This window comes from Sulfitobacter sp. 15WGC (assembly GCF_005068605.1).
Taxonomy (GTDB): Bacteria; Pseudomonadota; Alphaproteobacteria; order Rhodobacterales; family Rhodobacteraceae; genus Sulfitobacter; species Sulfitobacter faviae.
The window spans coordinates 45,123-58,116 of sequence record NZ_SZNL01000009.1 but is presented as its reverse complement, the minus strand read 5'-3'; the positions used below and the strand labels follow the sequence as shown (position 1 = coordinate 58,116).

Below are 12,994 nucleotides of genomic sequence, written 5' to 3'. Positions count from 1 at the left end.
TTTTCGCGCTTAGGCTAGCAGCCACCAAATGATCAGCAGGATCAGCACTGCCACGGCGACAATCACCATGGTCTTGCCGCCGCCCCCCTTGGCGGGCTCGGACGGGGCGACGCGGGGGATGCCGGTGTAGGGCTGCGCGGCCTCGGCCTCCATCGCCTGCACGGGCGTATCGGGGCCGCCTTCGGTATAGGTGCCGATATGGGTCAGCGCCGGGATCGGGGCCAGTTGCAGCGACTGCCCGGCGAAGACGCGGGAGTAGACGATCATCACCCAACCGTCGAGCGCGGCAAGCTTGCTGCGGTCCGTCTCGATCTGCTCGGGGTTTACGCCATTGCCGTCGCGCAGATAGCCTGCAAGCCCCAGTTGATCGAGGTCGGCCACCCGGAAGACCTCTGTATAGGCCGCGTCGATTCGCTCAACCCCGAGGGCTGCGGCCTGTGCTGTTTCATCATCGCGCATCGCCCGCGCCTCGGCATCCGAGAGCGAAAGGGCATAGACGCGGACCTTGCCGGCTTCTTGGGGGGCGACTTCTGTATGGGGCATGACGGCTTCCTTTGACTGTTCTCAGGAAAACGCCGCGCGGCCCGTCGGGGTTCCGGTCAGGCCGCGCCGGGTTGGGCGGCGATGTGGTTGCGCGCCAGCAGGTCCATCGCGGCCATGCGCACGGCGACGCCCATCTCGACCTGATCTTGAATGACGGAACGGTTGATGTCGTCGGCCAAGGTGCCGTCAATCTCCACCCCGCGGTTCATCGGGCCGGGGTGCATGACGATGGCGTCGGGGCTGGCATGGGCGAGCTTTTCGGCATCCAGCCCGTAACGGTGGTAATACTCACGCTCCGACGGGATAAAGCCGCCGTCCATCCGCTCTTTCTGAAGCCGCAGCATCATCACCACGTCGACGCCTTCGAGCCCCTTTTTCATGTCGTCGAAGACCTCGACGCCGAACTGGTCGATCTGGCTGGGCATCAGGGTCGGTGGGCCGACAAGGCGGATGCGGTTCTCCATCTTGCCCAAAAGCAGGATGTTTGACCGTGCCACGCGGCTGTGGGCGATGTCACCGCAGATCGCGATGCTGAGCCGGTGCAGCCGCCCCTTGGCGCGGCGGATCGTCAGCGCGTCCAAGAGCGCCTGCGTGGGATGCTCGTGCCGCCCGTCGCCCGCGTTCAGCACGGCGCAGTTCACCTTTTGGGCCAGCAGGTCCACCGCGCCGGATTGCGGGTGGCGCACGACCAGAAGATCGGGGTGCATGGCATTCAGCGTCATCGCAGTGTCGATCAGCGTCTCGCCCTTTTTGATCGAGCTGGCCTGCATCGCCATATTCATCACATCCGCGCCAAGGCGTTTGCCCGCGATCTCGAAACTCGCCTGCGTGCGGGTGGAGTTCTCAAAGAACATGTTGATCTGGGTCAGCCCGCGCAGCGCGTCGGAATGTTTGTTCGGCTGGCGGTTCCGGTCGGCATAGGTGTCGGCCAAATCCAGAAGGGTGGTAATGTCGGATTGCGAGAGCTGCTCGATGCCAAGCAGGTGGCGATGGGCGAATGACATGGTGGCGATCCCTTCTGCTGTTGCCGCCTTATAGGCGCGGGGGGCTTGGCGCGTAAAGCGCAGCGATAGGGCATTTCGCCCCCCGTCCTCAGGGCGTAAGCTGCGGGTCATGGAATCATTCGATTATCATCAGGCGGCAGAGATGCTGGCGTGGCAGGTCGAGCTTGGCGCGACCGAGGCGATCTGCGATGCGCCGGTCAACCGCTATGAGGTGCCCGCAAGCGCGCCCAAGGCCAGCGCCAAGGCGACCAAGGGGCCGCAGCCCCTGCAAGCGGCAGAGACGCCCGACCCCGTGGCACTGGCCCGCCGCGCCGCGCAGTCCGCGCAGACATTGGAAGAGCTGCGCGCCGCGATCCAAGGGTTCGAGCATTGCGAGCTGCACAAGGGCGCGCGCAATCTGGTCTTTGCCGATGGGGTGCCTGGCGCGCCGTTGATGATCTTGGGCGAATCCCCCGACCGGGACGAAGACCGCGCGGGCAAGCCTTTCGCGGGGCGTGCGGGGCAGATGCTCGATCGGATGCTGGCGGCGATCGACATGGGGCGCGACCGCAATGTCTATCTGTCGAACATCCTGCCGTGGCGCACGCCGCAGGGGCGCGACCCGAAGCCAGATGAGATCGCGATGATGCGCCCCTTTGTACAGCGTCATATCGAATTGGCCAAGCCCAAGGTGCTGGTGCTCTTTGGCAATTGGTCTTGCCAGTCGCTTTTGGAAAAACGCAGCATCATGCGCCTGCGCGGCAATTGGACCAAGGCCGCCGATCTTTCTTGCATGCCGATGGTGCATCCCGGCTACCTGCTGCGCAATCCCGAGGCCAAGCGCGAGGCTTGGGCCGATCTGCTCAGCGTTCAGGCCAAGCTGCGCGATGGTTGATGCGCTGACCCTTCTGGCCTTCGTGCCCGCCGCCTTGGCGCTGAACCTCACGCCGGGGGCGGATATGATGTTCTGCCTCGGGCAGGGGCTGCGCTCGGGCCCGCGGGCTGCATTGGCGGCGAGCGCGGGGATTTCGGCGGGCGTGCTGGTGCATGTGGCCTTGGCCGGGTTGGGGCTTGGCGCGGTCGTCGCGGCGCTGCCTTGGGCGCTGGACATGATCCGCTGGCTCGGCGTGGCCTATCTGCTCTGGCTTGCGGTGCAAACGCTGCGGCAGGCCGGAAAGCCGCGCGATACGACGCCCGGCATGGGCGGCTGGCGCGCTTTCAACACTGGTTTTGCCGTCAATCTGACAAACCCCAAGGTGATCCTTTTCGTGCTGGCCTTCCTGCCGCAATTCGTGGTGCCCGAGGCCGGGCCGGTCTTGGCGCAGTTCCTGACCTTCGGTGCGGTGCTGGCTCTGGGCGGTTTCGTCATCAACGGCGCGGTGGGGGTCTTTGCTGCCGGGATCGGGCGGCGTTTGGCGGGTGGCGGGCGGCTGCTGGGCTGGATCAGCAGCGGTATTTTCGTGGCTTTGGCCGCGCGTTTGGCAATGATGGAGCGGACATGAACAGGATCGACGACAGCCGGGAGTTCATCCCCGTAAGAATTGCTGTGCTGACAGTCTCGGACAGCCGCAGCTTGGCCGAGGACCGTTCGGGCGATGTGCTGGTCGCGCGGATCGAAGCGGCGGGCCATGTGCTGGCCGCGCGCGAGATCGTGACCGACGACCGTCCCGCCATCGCAGCGCTTCTGCGCGACTGGTGCGCGGACCCCGAGGTCGACGTGGTGATCAGCACCGGCGGCACCGGCCTCACCGGGCGCGACGTGACGGTCGAGGCGCACCGCGATGTCTATGAAAAAGAGATCGACGCTTTCGGCACGGTCTTCACCCTGATCTCGATGGAGAAAATCGGCACCAGCGCAGTGCAAAGCCGCGCGACGGGCGGCGTAGCGCAGGGGACGTATCTGTTCGCGCTGCCGGGCAGTCCGGGTGCCTGTAAGGACGCGTGGGACGGCATCCTGCTGAAACAGTTGGACTACCGCCACATGCCCTGCAACTTCGTTGAGATCATGCCCCGGCTGGACGAGCATCAGCGCCGCAAGTAGCGCGCGGGTTTAGCTTGACGTGCAGCCCGTCACCTCGACCGCGTGGTTCTTGCCGATCACCGTGATCCGAATGGCGGAACGGTCGAGCGCCAGCGCGGTGCCATTCTCGGCGATCATCTCACCGCTGGCGACAAGCGTATTGCCCGACCGCTGGCTCACGGTCTCGCTCATCCACATGTTGGGATTGCCGGGTTCGATCACCACGGTCTCCTTACCCCCGGCAGAGGGCAGGGCCAGCCGGGTTTCGATCTCCAGCCCCCGCGCGGTGGGGCGCAGACTACAATGGGCGCTTTTCAGACCAGCTTCGGCCCCGGAATAGGGCCGCGCGGCAAAGGCGGCGGCGATGGCCGGGGTGGGCTTGCTGTCGCGGGTGTCGAGCAGGGCGCGCAGGTGGATGGTCTGTGGCAGGCAGATGTCGCTGCACACGCCAAGGTCGATGCTGGTGTCCAATGTGACTGGCGCACCGGGGCGGTGCGGGGTGATGGTCAGCGGCAGGATCACCTCGCGGGCATAGCCGATGGAGTTCACCCCGCCTTGGTCAAAGACCTTGGGCGCGGGCCATGTGATCTGCACATCGCGCAGGTTGTCCGAGCCGGACCAATCGAACTCCGGCGGAATGCCCGCGTCACCGGGGCTGCGCCAATAGGTCTTCCAACCCGGTGCCATGCGCAGCCGGATCGCCGCCACCCGCCGCCCGTCAGACTGTTGCCAACCAGTGAGCAGATCACCCTGCAAGGGCGTGCCGACAGCATCCTGCGCCGCGGCGGGCAGGGCGAGGGCGAGACAGGAGAGAAGGGCGGAAAAGAAGCGCGATATGGTCATGCGGACTTGATGCGGTATCCTTTCGCGCCTGCCAAGTCACATTTGCATCATCCATGTTTCGCCGATGCGGCGGGCGGTGGGGCGCCTCTCTTGTTTTGTGGGGCGCAAGCGGCCATGTTCAAAGAAAGGTTACCTTCAGGAGGTGGGCGTTGACGGGGCAGACGATGGAACTGACGGGCAAACTGCTGGTCGCGATGCCGGGCATGGGCGATCCGCGTTTCGCGCATTCGGTGATCTATCTTTCCGCGCATTCCGAACAGGGGGCGATGGGGTTGATCGTCAACAAACCTGCCCCGGAACTGCGCCTGTCGGATGTGCTGGATCAACTGGTCGAAGACACGCCGCCGCAGGCCAAATCGCTGGCCGTGCATTTCGGCGGACCGGTCGAGACGGGGCGCGGCTTCGTGTTGCATTCCGACGAATACCGCTCGGCCATCGAGACGCTGCGCGTGGGCGATGGCATCGCCCTGACCACCACCCGCGACATCCTCGAAGACATCGCCACCGGCAAGGGCCCGGCGCAGGCGCAGTTGATGCTGGGCTATGCAGGCTGGGGGCCGGGGCAGTTGGAGGGCGAGATCGCCCAGAACGGATGGCTAACCTGCGAAGCCTCGCCCGAGGTGATCTTCGACCTGCCGGATCCCGAGAAATGGGGCGCGGCGCTTAAGACGCTGGGGATCGACCCCTTGGGGCTGTCGGCCTCAGCCGGGCACGCCTAACGCGGTGCGGCGGCGCGGGCCAATCGGTCGTTGATCGCACGGCCCAGCCCGTGATTGGGGATCGGCGCCACGGCGATGGTCTGACCGGTGGCGTCCAACTGGTGCAGGTGGTCGAACAGTTTCGCCGCCGCCTCGGTCAGATCGCCGGAGGGGGAGAGGTTGAGGTCGCAGATCATCTCGCCAAACCCGAGCAGCACTTCACCCGGCCCCGCCGTTCGCGCATTCAGCCGCACCGCCGCACCGGGCGCGTAATGCGAGGCGAGCTGCCCCGGCGCGATGATCTCGGCCCCATCCACGACCTCCAGCGTCTGGCCAAGCGCGGCCTCGATCGCCTCGCTCGGCAGGCCGCCTGCGCGCAGCAGGGCAGGGCGGGGGCCGGTCAGGCCGATGATCGTGCTTTCCAACCCAACGGGGCAGGCACCGTCGTCCAGCACCGCCGCGATCTTACCGTCGAGGCCCGCCCGCACATGATCCGCCGTGGTCGCGCTGATTTTGCCCGAGGGGTTGGCCGAGGGCGCGGCGACGGGCCCACCGAGTTCCTGCAAGACCTGCCGCATGGCGGGGTGGGCGGGCACCCGCACCGCAAGGCTCGGCAGCCCCGCCGTGACCAGCGACGACAGCCCGCTGTCGGGCTTCAGCGGCAGGACCAGCGTGAGCGCGCCGGGCCAGAAGGCCTGCGCCAGCCGGTCGGCCTCCTCGGTCCAGTCGACATAGCGTTTGGCGGTGTCGATATCCGGCAGATGCACGATCAGCGGGTTGAAACTGGGTCGCCCCTTGGCGGCATAGATGCCCGCGACAGCCTCGCCATTGCGGGCGTCCGCGCCAAGGCCGTAAACCGTCTCCGTCGGCAGGGCGACCAGCGCGCCGTCTTGCAGCAGGCGTGCCGCGCGGGCGATGCCTTGGGGCGTGGCGGTCAGGGTCTCGGTCGGCTGGGTCATCGGGTGTTTCGGCCTGTCGGATCATGCAGCATCCCGTGACGCCGCGTTTGGGTTGCGGGGGGCGGCCGGGCATTTCATGCTGGCGGCAACATAAACCAGCCTTTATCAGGGCCATGTCAGGCTTGCCAGAACAAGCGCGCCTTTCAGGAGGATATGATATGCCGTACCGCGCCGCCGTGGATGACTACCGTTTTCTGATCGAGGACGTGTTGGATTTCGCAACGCTTCGCAGCACCGACCGTTTCGCTGAGGCCAGTGAAGACGTCACCGGCGCGATCCTGTCAGAGGCCGGACGGCTTTGCGATGACGTGCTGGCGCCGCTGCAACGGGGTGGGGATTTGCACCCTGCAAAGCTGGAAAACGGCGTCGTGCGCACCTCTCCCGGCTTTGCCGAAGGTTTCGCCGCGATTGCGGAAGGCGGCTGGATCGGCATGTCGGCGGACCCGGAGTTTGGCGGCATGGGCCTGCCGATGACCCTGACCAGCGCGGTCAACGAGATGATGAGCGGCGCTTGCCTGTCGCTGCAACTCGCCCCCCTGATGAGCCAAGGCCAGATCGAAGCGTTGGAGCACCACGCGAGCGACGCGATCAAGGAATTGTACCTGCCCAAGCTGATCTCGGGCGAATGGACCGGCACGATGAACCTGACCGAGCCGCAGGCGGGTTCGGACGTGGGCGCGCTCAGCAGCCGGGCCGAAGACAATGGCGACGGGACTTATGCGGTCTCTGGCCAAAAGATCTACATTTCTTGGGGTGACAATGATTTCGCGGGCAATGTCTGCCATCTGGTTCTTGCGCGCCTGCCGGGGGCTCCGGCGGGGACCAAGGGGATCAGCCTTTTCCTCGTACCGAAGTTCATCCCCGATGAGAATGGCGCGCCGGGCCAGCGCAATGGTGTGAATGTGGTCAGCCTTGAGCATAAGATGGGCCTGCACGGATCGCCCACCGCGGTGATGCAATACGACAAGGCCACCGGCTGGCTGGTGGGCCGCGAGGGCGGCGGCATGGCGGCGATGTTCACCATGATGAACAACGCGCGCCTTGGTGTCGGCGAACAGGGCATCGGGGCTGCCGAAGGGGCCTATCAACTGGCGCTGGACTACGCGCTGGAGCGCAAGCAGGGCCGTTCCCCCGTCGAAGGCGGCACCGGCACCATCGTGGACCACGCCGATGTGCGCCGGATGCTTTTGAGCATGAAGGCCGATATCTTTGCCTCCCGCGCGATTGCGCTGAGCTGTGCCTATGCCAGCGATATGGCGCGCGCCGGGCAGGGGGATGAATGGGCCGCGCGGGCCGCGTTCCTCACCCCGATCACCAAGGCATTCGGCACCGATGTGGGCATCAGCGTCGCCGAGATGGGCGTGCAGGTGCATGGCGGCATGGGCTTTATCGAAGAAACCGGCGCGGCGCAGTTCAGCCGCGATGTGCGCGTGACCGCGATCTACGAGGGTACAAACGGCATTCAGGCGATGGACCTTGTGGGCCGCAAGATGATGGACGCCGGCGAGGCGGCGAACCGGCTCTTGGATGAGATCGAAGCCCATGCCGAATCCGCCCGCGGCCCTTTCCCGCGCATGGCCGATGCGGTCTGGCAGGCCAGCGAGACCCTGCGCGAGACGACCGAGTGGATGACCGCGCAGAAGGACATGAACGCGCGGTTCGCCGGTGCCGTCCCCTATCTGCGCGCCTTCGCCCGCGTGATGGGCGGGCATCTGCATCTGCAAGCCGCCATGGCCGAGAAGGCCGCCGGCGCGGGCGATGCGCGGGCCAAGCTGGGGCGGTTCTATATCCAACGTCTCTTGCCTGAGCATCAGGGCCTGTTGGCCCATGCACAGGCCGGGGTAGAAGACCTCTATGCGCTTGATGTCGAAGACCTGAGAAGCTGATGACAGAGCAGGCCACCCTCTCCACCGCTTCGCCAAAAACCCCCAAGGGGCTGCGCTATCCTTGGGAGGTGCCGCCCGCCGAAGGGGAGGCGATTGAGGTGGCGCCGGGGGTGCTTTGGTTTCGCCTGCCACTGCCGATGAAGCTGGATCACGTCAACGTCTATGCCTTGGACGAGGGCGATAGCTGGACGGTGATCGACACGGGCTTCGCCTCGCGCCGGGCCAAGGAGATTTGGCGTGGGCTGATGGCGGGGCCGCTTGGCGGCAAGCCGATCTCGCGCGTGGTCGTCACCCATCACCACCCCGATCACATCGGCCTTGCCGGGTGGTTGCAGACCGAGTTCGGGGCGGAACTGGTCACCACGCGCACCGCGTGGTTGACCGCGCGGATGCTGACGCTCGATGTCCAAGAGGTGCCGGTCGCCGAAGCCCTTGCGTTCTACCGCAAAGCGGGGATGGCCGCGGCGCACTATGACAAACGCGCCAATGAGCGGCCCTTCAATTTCGCCGATGTGGTGGCCCCGCTGCCGCTGGGGTTCACCCGCATCCGGCAGGGCGATGTGATCCGCATGGGTGGCCGCGATTGGGAAGTGCATATCGGCAATGGCCACGCCCCCGAACACGCGACCTTTTGGAGCCGCGGCGACAATCTGGTGATCGCGGGGGATCAGATTCTGCCCTCCATCAGCCCCAACATCGGCGTCTACCCGACCGAGCCGATGGCCGACCCCATCGGCGAATGGCTGGAGGCTTGCGAGCGTTTCGTGCCCTTGGCGCGGGAGGATCATCTGGTGCTTGGCGGCCACAAGCTGCCCTTCACCGGCCTGCCGACGCGGCTGAAGCAGTTGATCGAAAACCACCACAGCGCCCTGCGCAGGCTTCTGGCCTATATCGACACGCCGAAATCAGCCTCGGAATGTTTCGCGCCGCTGTTCAAACGCAATATCGGTGAGGCGGAATATGGCCTCGCGCTGGTTGAAGCCGTCGCCCATCTGAGCCACCTTTACCAAGCCGGAGAGGCCACGCGCAGCTTGCGCGCGGCGGATGGCGCATGGGTGTATCAGCGTAAGGGGTGAGCGATGGGCGATGAGGTGAGAACGGCAGCCGAGGCCTATGAGGCTGCGGCATTACCGCGCATGCATGAGGTGCATACAGGCGCGGACCAGCCCAAGTCGGGCGATCGACCCCTGCCCAAATCGGTGACCGACAAGCCGGTGAAACAGAAATCCCCCGCGCAATGGGCCTATGAGCGAGTCGTGCTTTACCTCAAGAATTTCGAGGAAAAGCTCGACAATGATCATGAGGCGGCGATTGGCTTTGCCGGAGGCGATGCCGGGGTGCTGCGGATCGAAGGCATGGGGTATTTCGACCCCGATATCATCACCTTTTACGGCGTCGATCCGGCAGGGGCGCGGGCGCAGTTGGTGCAGCATGTGGGGCAGCTAAACGTGATGCTGCGGGCCTTGCCGAAAAAGGTGCCGGAGGCCGCGCCACAACGGATCGGCTTTCGTCTGGTCGCCGATCTGGAAGACGGCGAAGTCTGAGAGACTCTATAGCGTGCGGGGAAGTGTGGGATTCCCCTATAGCGCGTAATGCGGCGCAAAGCTAGTATGGTTTTCTGCGCATCATCCCCCCGTGACAGGGTGATGCGAATAGGTTAATCAGCGCCAACAAATTGTCTTAGGGAGACGAAAATGGCTGAACATGAACACGGCAGCATGAATTACGAAGAGCAGCAAAAGACCTTTGACGGGTTCATGTCCTTCGTGACACGCGGCACCGTCGTCATCCTCGTGATTCTTGTTCTGCTGGCGATCTTTGCCGGTTGATCACGTCCTACCCCTAGGCGCGAGGGTAACGGTTTGAGAACTCTCTTAGCGTCGATTGCACTTGTTGGCGTTCTGGCTGGCTGCTCGGTGGATCAAAGCCCCGATAGCCCGCCCGACGTTGTGGCGCGTGCAGCCTACCGCGCGCCCGAGCCGCCCTCCCTCACATTGATGACCATGGTGAACAACCGCACCGGCAGCGGCGGCCATAGCGCGCTGATGGTGAACGGCTCGGAACGGGTGATCTTTGACCCCGCGGGGTCGTTTCGGGATGCGCGGATGGCCGAGCGGGGCGATGTGCTCTACGGGGTGACGCCTGCGTGGTTGCAGGCCTATAAATCCGCCCACGCCCGCAGCACCTTTCATGTGGTCAGTCAGGAAATCCCGGTCAGCCCCGAGGTGGCCGAACGCGCGCTTGAACTGGTGACCGCCAATGGCGCGGTGCCCGGTGCCTTTTGCGCCAATGCCACCAGCGGCATTCTCAGCCAGTTGCCGGGGTTTCAAAGCGTGGGGTCGACCTACTATCCCGTCAAGCTGCAAGAGCGGTTCGAGGCCCTGCCGGGTGTCACCACGACGAAATATTACGAAGACGATGAGGGCGATGTGATCGACGCCCTGCGCGCGGCGCAACTGGCCCGACAGTAGCGCCCGCGCTTACCCCACCAGATAGAGCATCCCATAAAGCGCCGCGGCCCCTGACAGGATCGCGGCGAGGACGTTCTTGGTCACCAGCCCCACGCCCAATGTCACCGCCGCCGCGGTGACGCGCGGCAGGTCGAACTGCCCCCCGGTGGCCGAAGGCCAGATCACCTGAGGTGCCACCAACGCGGGCAGAATCGCCACGGCAGTATAGCGCAGATGCCGCAAGAGCCATGCGGGCATCTGTTTGTTGCCAACCAAGCCGGTAAAGACAAAGCGCAGGAAAAAGCTGCCCAGCCCGAGGCCGATGATCACGACCCAAAGTGCGGTTCTATCGATCATCGTGCCGTGCTCCCCGGTTTGCGCCGTTCCATCCATGCCTCGACCTGCGCGCCGGTGATCATGCCCGCGAGCCCCGCGATGATCAGCCCAAGCGCATAGGGCACCTCGACAGCGAAAAGGCTCACGACGACCGCGACCACCGCCGCCGCCACATGGGCCAGTGTGCGGAACATCGGCGCGATCATGGCCAGAAAGGTGATCGGAATGGCGAAGTCCAGCGCCCAGCTATCCGGCACGCTGGCTCCCACCATCGCGCCGATCAGCGTGAAGATATACCAAAGCGGCACAACCGGTGTCACGGTCCCAAAGAAATAGGCCATGCGCTGCGGCACCGTCATCTCAGGGTCGCGCTCATATTGCGTCATCGCGGCGACATAGGATTGATCGACCGTCATATAGGCCGCCAACGCCCGCTGCCACAGCGGCGCGCCGCCAATCCACGGGGTGAGAGAGGCCGAATACATCGCCATGCGCAAGTTCACCGCCAGCGCCGAGGCCAGCACGATGGCCGTGGGCACGTCTTCTCGCAGCAGTTGCAGCGCCGTGAACTGCGCGGCCCCGGCGATCACCACGATCGAAAAGGTCAGCGTTTCGAACACGTTCAACCCGGCCTCGGTCGCCAATAGGCCAAAGAGGGAGGCGAAGGGGATGATCACCAGCACGAAGGGCAGTGCGTCGACGATCCCTTTGCGATAGGCGGATTTGGTGGTGGTGATGGCCATGGCGAACTCTTAAATATAATGTCAAAGGCTTAGACCTAACCGCAGGGGGATACAATTGGCCCGAGACAATGAACTTAGCAATTATCTGATCGCCCCGGATCCGACTGCTGTTCGGCTGACCCGCAGCGTCTCTGGCGTGGATCACACCGGGGCCGAGGTGGCGATCAATGTGGTCGAAGAGCGCCCCCTGACGATATTCCTCAACCGGCAAGAGATCGTGACCGCCATGACCATCGGCGATTACCCGGCCTATCTGGCGCTTGGGTTTCTGCGCAATCAGGGGATGCTGCGCCCGGATGAAGAGATCACCGGCGTCGATTATGACGAAGAGCTTGAGACTGTCGTCGTCCGTACCAAACGGGCCACCGATTACGAAGACAAGATGCAGCGCAAGACCCGCACCAGCGGCTGCGCCGTGGGCACGGTCTTTGGCGATATGATGGAGGGGCTGGCGGAGGTGAGCCTGCCCGAGACGCCGGTGCGCACATCGGACCTCTACGCGCTGGCGGCCAAGATCAACCGCACGCCGAGCCTCTATCTGGAGGCCGGGGCGATCCACGGCACGGTGCTTTGCCAAGGCGATCGGCCCTTGGTCTATATGGAGGATGTGGGCCGTCACAACGCGGTCGACAAGATCGCGGGTTGGATGCTTTCCGAAGGGGTCGGGGCCGAGGATAAGGTGCTTTATACCACCGGGCGGCTGACCTCTGAGATGGTGATCAAGACGGCGATGATGGGCATTCCGGTGCTGGCGTCCCGTTCGGGCTTCACCGCTTGGGGGGTGGAGATCGCGCAGCAGGTGAACCTGACTCTGATCGGGCGGATGCGCGGGCAGCGCTTTACCTGTCTGGCCGGGGAGGGGCGGCTCATCCGCGATGCGGATCCGGCCAGCGTGGCCGAAGAGCCGCGCAAAAGCGCGCGCAAGGGCGCGAAGGATTGACCACATGAAACAACCACTTGGCGTCATTCTGGCGGGCGGGCAAGCGACCCGTATGGGCGGCGGCGACAAGGGCCTGCTGCCGCTGGGGCAGGGCACGCTCCTGTCATCGGTGATCGACCGGCTGGAGCCGCAGGTCGCGGGGCTGGCGCTCAACGCCAATGGCGATGCGGCGCGGTTTGCCGACCTCGGTCTGCCGGTGCTGGCCGATAGTATCGAGGGCTTCGCCGGGCCGCTGGCGGGGGTGCTTGCTGGGCTGGACTGGGCCGCCGAACAGGGGGCCGAGAGCATCGTGACCGCTGCCGCCGATACGCCTTTCTTCCCCTGCGATCTGGTGCCGCGTCTGCTGCTGGCTGCCGATGGCATGGCCCATCCGCTGGCCTCGCCGCCACGCCGGACGCGAAACGCGGCACGGCGCGGCATCCGACCTTTGGCCTCTGGCCCGTGGCGCTGCGCGACGATCTGCGCAGCGCTTTGGCGGGCGGGCTGCGCAAGGTGGTGCTCTGGACGGAACGCCACAACGGGCGCGAGGCACTCTTCCCCGATGAGGCGGCCTTCTTCAACGTGAACACGCCCGAAGATCTGGCGAAAGCAGA

Annotated in this window: 17 protein-coding genes; 11 read left to right on the top strand and 6 right to left on the bottom strand. The window is 65.0% G+C overall.

The features are described 5' to 3' along the window. Window positions 1-9: 9 nt before the first annotated feature. On the bottom strand, window positions 10-543 hold the full coding sequence (locus FCK22_RS09495; protein ID WP_067265581.1) for a hypothetical protein: 534 nt from the start codon (window positions 541-543) through the stop codon (window positions 10-12). 56 nt (window positions 544-599) lie between these two features. Beyond that, on the bottom strand, window positions 600-1,547 hold the full coding sequence (locus tag FCK22_RS09490; RefSeq protein WP_067265620.1) for an aspartate carbamoyltransferase catalytic subunit: 948 nt from the start codon (window positions 1,545-1,547) through the stop codon (window positions 600-602). A 109-nt stretch (window positions 1,548-1,656) separates the two neighbouring features. On the opposite strand from FCK22_RS09490, the gene FCK22_RS09485 reads away from it, so the two are divergent. From FCK22_RS09485 to moaB, 3 genes are read left to right on the top strand one after another with little or no spacing between them, the layout of a single operon-like run. Further along, on the top strand, window positions 1,657-2,421 hold the full coding sequence (locus FCK22_RS09485; protein WP_067265582.1) for a uracil-DNA glycosylase: 765 nt from the start codon (window positions 1,657-1,659) through the stop codon (window positions 2,419-2,421). Further along, window positions 2,414-3,028: a LysE family translocator gene (locus FCK22_RS09480; protein ID WP_067265585.1), complete on the top strand. Its 615-nt coding sequence runs from the start codon at window positions 2,414-2,416 to the stop codon at window positions 3,026-3,028. Before FCK22_RS09485 ends, FCK22_RS09480 begins: the two co-directional genes overlap by 8 nt. Continuing rightward, window positions 3,025-3,567, top strand: a complete 543-nt coding sequence (moaB, locus tag FCK22_RS09475; RefSeq protein ID WP_067265589.1) for a molybdenum cofactor biosynthesis protein B — start codon at window positions 3,025-3,027, stop codon at window positions 3,565-3,567. Before FCK22_RS09480 ends, moaB begins: the two co-directional genes overlap by 4 nt. 9 nt (window positions 3,568-3,576) lie before the next feature. Here moaB and FCK22_RS09470 read toward each other — a convergent pair whose 3' ends face one another. After that, on the bottom strand, window positions 3,577-4,389 hold the full coding sequence (locus FCK22_RS09470) for a protein-disulfide reductase DsbD domain-containing protein (protein WP_067265592.1): 813 nt from the start codon (window positions 4,387-4,389) through the stop codon (window positions 3,577-3,579). 164 nt (window positions 4,390-4,553) lie between these two features. Here FCK22_RS09470 and FCK22_RS09465 point away from each other — a divergent pair, with 164 nt between their 5' ends. Further along, window positions 4,554-5,108, top strand: coding sequence for a YqgE/AlgH family protein (locus FCK22_RS09465; RefSeq protein ID WP_067265595.1), 555 nt, complete (start codon window positions 4,554-4,556; stop codon window positions 5,106-5,108). Here the strand turns inward: FCK22_RS09465 and FCK22_RS09460 are convergent. Then, window positions 5,105-6,046 (bottom strand): L-threonylcarbamoyladenylate synthase, encoded by a 942-nt coding sequence (locus tag FCK22_RS09460; RefSeq protein ID WP_067265597.1) that lies wholly within the window; start codon window positions 6,044-6,046, stop codon window positions 5,105-5,107. The genes FCK22_RS09465 and FCK22_RS09460 overlap by 4 nt on opposite strands. 158 nt (window positions 6,047-6,204) lie before the next feature. On the opposite strand from FCK22_RS09460, the gene FCK22_RS09455 reads away from it, so the two are divergent. The 5 genes from FCK22_RS09455 to FCK22_RS09435 all read left to right on the top strand — a co-directional run bounded on the left by FCK22_RS09455 (window position 6,205) and on the right by FCK22_RS09435 (window position 10,403). Continuing rightward, window positions 6,205-7,932, top strand: coding sequence for an acyl-CoA dehydrogenase (locus FCK22_RS09455; RefSeq protein ID WP_067265600.1), 1,728 nt, complete (start codon window positions 6,205-6,207; stop codon window positions 7,930-7,932). Next, complete coding sequence (locus FCK22_RS09450; RefSeq protein ID WP_067265603.1) at window positions 7,932-9,008, top strand: MBL fold metallo-hydrolase; 1,077 nt, start codon at window positions 7,932-7,934, stop codon at window positions 9,006-9,008. The genes FCK22_RS09455 and FCK22_RS09450 overlap by 1 nt, the downstream gene beginning before the upstream one ends. A 3-nt stretch (window positions 9,009-9,011) precedes the next feature. After that, complete coding sequence (locus FCK22_RS09445) at window positions 9,012-9,476, top strand: DUF6173 family protein (protein WP_067265605.1); 465 nt, start codon at window positions 9,012-9,014, stop codon at window positions 9,474-9,476. Between the two features lie 150 nt (window positions 9,477-9,626). Beyond that, a complete protein-coding gene (locus tag FCK22_RS09440) occupies window positions 9,627-9,761 on the top strand; it encodes an aa3-type cytochrome c oxidase subunit IV (protein ID WP_067265607.1) in 135 nt (44 codons plus the stop codon). Window positions 9,762-9,794: 33 nt separating this feature from the next. Then, window positions 9,795-10,403, top strand: a complete 609-nt coding sequence (locus tag FCK22_RS09435) for a hypothetical protein (RefSeq protein ID WP_067265609.1) — start codon at window positions 9,795-9,797, stop codon at window positions 10,401-10,403. 9 nt (window positions 10,404-10,412) lie between these two features. On the opposite strand, the gene FCK22_RS09430 is transcribed toward FCK22_RS09435, so the two are convergent. Then, window positions 10,413-10,739 carry an AzlD domain-containing protein gene (locus FCK22_RS09430; RefSeq protein WP_067265610.1) on the bottom strand — a complete coding sequence of 109 codons (327 nt, stop codon included), beginning with the start codon at window positions 10,737-10,739 and terminating at the stop codon, window positions 10,413-10,415. Beyond that, window positions 10,736-11,461 carry an AzlC family ABC transporter permease gene (locus tag FCK22_RS09425; RefSeq protein WP_067265612.1) on the bottom strand — a complete coding sequence of 242 codons (726 nt, stop codon included), beginning with the start codon at window positions 11,459-11,461 and terminating at the stop codon, window positions 10,736-10,738. Before FCK22_RS09425 ends, FCK22_RS09430 begins: the two co-directional genes overlap by 4 nt. 49 nt (window positions 11,462-11,510) lie before the next feature. Between FCK22_RS09425 and FCK22_RS09420 the strand changes: the two genes are divergently transcribed. Both FCK22_RS09420 and mobA read left to right on the top strand, forming a co-directional pair. Then, on the top strand, window positions 11,511-12,401 hold the full coding sequence (locus FCK22_RS09420; protein WP_067265613.1) for a formate dehydrogenase accessory sulfurtransferase FdhD: 891 nt from the start codon (window positions 11,511-11,513) through the stop codon (window positions 12,399-12,401). Between the two features lie 4 nt (window positions 12,402-12,405). After that, window positions 12,406-12,966 (top strand): molybdenum cofactor guanylyltransferase, encoded by a 561-nt coding sequence (gene mobA, locus FCK22_RS09415; protein ID WP_169306072.1) that lies wholly within the window; start codon window positions 12,406-12,408, stop codon window positions 12,964-12,966. The last annotated feature ends 28 nt before the right edge of the window (window positions 12,967-12,994 follow it).

What these genes read in the sequence shown, in the direction of transcription:
- FCK22_RS09495 (WP_067265581.1), bottom strand. Translation starts at nt 543, where the DNA reads ATGCCCCATACAGAAGTCGCCCCCCAAGAAGCCGGCAAGGTCCGCGTC.
- FCK22_RS09490 (WP_067265620.1), bottom strand. Translation starts at nt 1,547, where the DNA reads ATGTCATTCGCCCATCGCCACCTGCTTGGCATCGAGCAGCTCTCGCAA.
- FCK22_RS09485 (WP_067265582.1), top strand. Translation starts at nt 1,657, where the DNA reads ATGGAATCATTCGATTATCATCAGGCGGCAGAGATGCTGGCGTGGCAG.
- FCK22_RS09480 (WP_067265585.1), top strand. Translation starts at nt 2,414, where the DNA reads ATGGTTGATGCGCTGACCCTTCTGGCCTTCGTGCCCGCCGCCTTGGCG.
- moaB (WP_067265589.1), top strand. Translation starts at nt 3,025, where the DNA reads ATGAACAGGATCGACGACAGCCGGGAGTTCATCCCCGTAAGAATTGCT.
- FCK22_RS09470 (WP_067265592.1), bottom strand. Translation starts at nt 4,389, where the DNA reads ATGACCATATCGCGCTTCTTTTCCGCCCTTCTCTCCTGTCTCGCCCTC.
- FCK22_RS09465 (WP_067265595.1), top strand. Translation starts at nt 4,554, where the DNA reads ATGGAACTGACGGGCAAACTGCTGGTCGCGATGCCGGGCATGGGCGAT.
- FCK22_RS09460 (WP_067265597.1), bottom strand. Translation starts at nt 6,046, where the DNA reads ATGACCCAGCCGACCGAGACCCTGACCGCCACGCCCCAAGGCATCGCC.
- FCK22_RS09455 (WP_067265600.1), top strand. Translation starts at nt 6,205, where the DNA reads ATGCCGTACCGCGCCGCCGTGGATGACTACCGTTTTCTGATCGAGGAC.
- FCK22_RS09450 (WP_067265603.1), top strand. Translation starts at nt 7,932, where the DNA reads ATGACAGAGCAGGCCACCCTCTCCACCGCTTCGCCAAAAACCCCCAAG.
- FCK22_RS09445 (WP_067265605.1), top strand. Translation starts at nt 9,012, where the DNA reads ATGGGCGATGAGGTGAGAACGGCAGCCGAGGCCTATGAGGCTGCGGCA.
- FCK22_RS09440 (WP_067265607.1), top strand. Translation starts at nt 9,627, where the DNA reads ATGGCTGAACATGAACACGGCAGCATGAATTACGAAGAGCAGCAAAAG.
- FCK22_RS09430 (WP_067265610.1), bottom strand. Translation starts at nt 10,739, where the DNA reads ATGATCGATAGAACCGCACTTTGGGTCGTGATCATCGGCCTCGGGCTG.
- FCK22_RS09425 (WP_067265612.1), bottom strand. Translation starts at nt 11,461, where the DNA reads ATGGCCATCACCACCACCAAATCCGCCTATCGCAAAGGGATCGTCGAC.
- mobA (WP_169306072.1), top strand. Translation starts at nt 12,406, where the DNA reads ATGAAACAACCACTTGGCGTCATTCTGGCGGGCGGGCAAGCGACCCGT.